Here is a 2300-nt window from a genome sequence, read left to right on the forward strand (position 1 = left end):
GCATGTCTCTTTGGTTTAAGAAGAAAGGTTGGTTTAAATAACAAAAGCGGAAAAATCTGATTAGGTGCGACAGGCATAAGCCGTTCAGGCATGAAATAAGGACTAGCTCCGGCCGCTAGTCCTTTCTTTTCCCAAGTCGATGTTCATTTCCACTCTTCATAGTCAACGGTACCACCTGTTAAATCAATCGTGTTCCTCTCGCCTTTATAATAGGTTTTTCCATCTTTTTTGAAAATGAATTTTTCATAAGTATATACCTTTTGTCCATTTGGCAGTTGAATGACCACCTTCGGCCAAGGGTTTTCTAACGGAGCTTCGATTTTAATTGTGTTTTGATAATAGTATCGAAATACAAAGAAACCCACAGTTACTACAAGGCACATGATTATTAATATAAATAAACCTTTTATAAAGGAATGTTTCGGCTTTGGATGGTATAGTTCAGTTCTGGTCAATTTTTTCTCCTCCAATTGTTGCTGACACAGCATAAATTTTTCCAAATAGTTCGAATACTTCATTAATGCCCAAACCTAATTTTTTTAATCCATTTGAAAAAAATTAACACTTGTTAAGTTATGCATTGTCTTTGTAATAGTTAACCATCATTGCGAATAAACACATGAAAGTCATAATTATGTATAATAGTATGCAGAGGTTATTTAGAAAGGAGCAGTTGCTGTGGTAATTACAAATACAAAAGAAACAATGAAATTAATAGCCGATTTAGTTTCCATTCCAAGCCCCTCTGGGAATACAAATGAAGTTATTACCTATGTTGAAAAATTCCTAGCTGAATTACAAATTAAAACATATAGAAACCGTAAAGGAGGGCTAATCGCGACAATTGCAGGAAAGGATTCAAGTAAACATCGGATGCTGACAGCACATGTGGATACACTTGGTGCAATGGTAAAAGAAGTAAAATCTAATGGACGCTTAAAGATCGATCTAATTGGCGGATTTAAGTTTAACTCTATTGAAGGCGAATACTGTCAAATTGAAACAAGCAGCGGAAAAAAAATTACGGGAACCATTTTAATGCACCAAACTTCTGTCCATGTCTATAAAGATGCAGGGAAAGCTGAGCGCAATCAGGCCAATATTGAGATAAGAATTGATGAAAAGGTACATAATGCTGAAGAAGTTCGTGCACTTGGAATTGAAGTGGGTGATTTTGTATCGTTTGACCCCCGTGTAGAAATCACACCAAGTGGTTATATTAAATCGCGTCATCTGGATGATAAAGCAAGTGTGGCTATTCTTCTACAATTAATGAAACAAATTAAGATGGAAAATATCACCTTGCCCCATACAACGCATTTTTTAATTTCTAACAATGAAGAAATCGGATACGGTGGTAACTCCAATATTACTCCCGAAACTGTGGAATATTTAGCAGTCGATATGGGAGCAATGGGCGACGGACAATCAACTGATGAATATACTGTTTCCATCTGTGTGAAGGATGCAAGTGGACCATATCATTTTGAATTGAGAAAGAAATTAGTCCGACTTGCCGAGGAGAACAATATCGATTATAAATTAGATATTTATCCTTTCTATGGTTCAGATGCGTCAGCTGCAATCCGCTCTGGTCATGATATTGTCCATGGCTTAATCGGTCCTGGCATCGATTCTTCACATGCTTTCGAGAGAACACATGAAACTTCCATTGAAAATACTGCAAAACTACTGTATCATTACGTGCAGGCGGATTTAATCCAGTAGGAGATGAAAATATGTTTTCAAATATTGGTGTACCAGGATTAATTTTGATTTTAATCGTAGCTTTAGTCATCTTTGGTCCAAACAAACTCCCTGAAATTGGCCGTGCCTTTGGCCGTTCGATTCGTGAATTTAAAAAAGCCACTGATGGAATTGCGGATGATATAAGGGAAGAAATAAAAGAAGATATTAAAGAAACACATCAAGGTACAATTAATTTAAAGAAGTAATTCTAACTCCAGAAAACATCCCCTTCAATCACTTGATGGGGATGTTTTTTGGATATTATTTTTTTGTGAACGATTGAACTTGATTCATTAATTTTTTCCTGGATTTTGGATTTCGGAGTAAATATGCTGCGCCAAGTGCAACGGTAGTCATCATTAAATTTTTTCTTTTCATTTTAAACCTCCTCATTGATTATCATTCTTAAATGTTCCCTTTATTAAGCCATTTTAACAACTGAAATTATTTACAATCTGTTCCCAATAAGAAAAAATGAAAAAAACTAATTCCGCTAGAATTAGTTTTTTAACTGTTGCTTATTACTTTTTTAATAATTCTTTGATTTTTTC

Annotated in this window: 4 protein-coding genes (1 of these 4 running past the window's edge); 3 read left to right on the forward strand and 1 reads right to left on the reverse strand. The window is 35.0% G+C overall.

Annotated features, from left to right (window positions below; translation table 11 throughout):
• Nucleotides 1-41: the final stretch of a magnesium/cobalt transporter CorA gene (gene corA, locus V7659_RS25120; RefSeq protein ID WP_335542845.1), read on the forward strand. Its footprint begins 898 nt before the window's first position; 41 of the gene's 939 nt are visible here — the last part of the coding sequence; its start codon lies beyond the left edge, outside the window; its stop codon occupies nucleotides 39-41.
• Between the two features lie 102 nt (nucleotides 42-143).
• On the opposite strand, the gene V7659_RS25125 is transcribed toward corA, so the two are convergent.
• On the reverse strand, nucleotides 144-455 hold the full coding sequence (locus V7659_RS25125) for a hypothetical protein (RefSeq protein WP_335542846.1): 312 nt from the start codon (nucleotides 453-455) through the stop codon (nucleotides 144-146).
• Between the two features lie 250 nt (nucleotides 456-705).
• Between V7659_RS25125 and V7659_RS25130 the strand changes: the two genes are divergently transcribed.
• Both V7659_RS25130 and V7659_RS25135 read left to right on the forward strand, forming a co-directional pair.
• Nucleotides 706-1728, forward strand: coding sequence for a M42 family metallopeptidase (locus V7659_RS25130; RefSeq protein WP_335542849.1), 1023 nt, complete (start codon nucleotides 706-708; stop codon nucleotides 1726-1728).
• Nucleotides 1729-1739: 11 nt separating this feature from the next.
• Nucleotides 1740-1955, forward strand: a complete 216-nt coding sequence (locus tag V7659_RS25135) for a twin-arginine translocase TatA/TatE family subunit (protein WP_335542847.1) — start codon at nucleotides 1740-1742, stop codon at nucleotides 1953-1955.
• Nucleotides 1956-2300 lie beyond the last annotated feature (345 nt).

Origin of the sequence: Neobacillus drentensis (assembly GCF_036966985.1) — a bacterium.
Lineage (GTDB): Bacteria > Bacillota > Bacilli > Bacillales > Cytobacillaceae > Neobacillus > Neobacillus drentensis_E.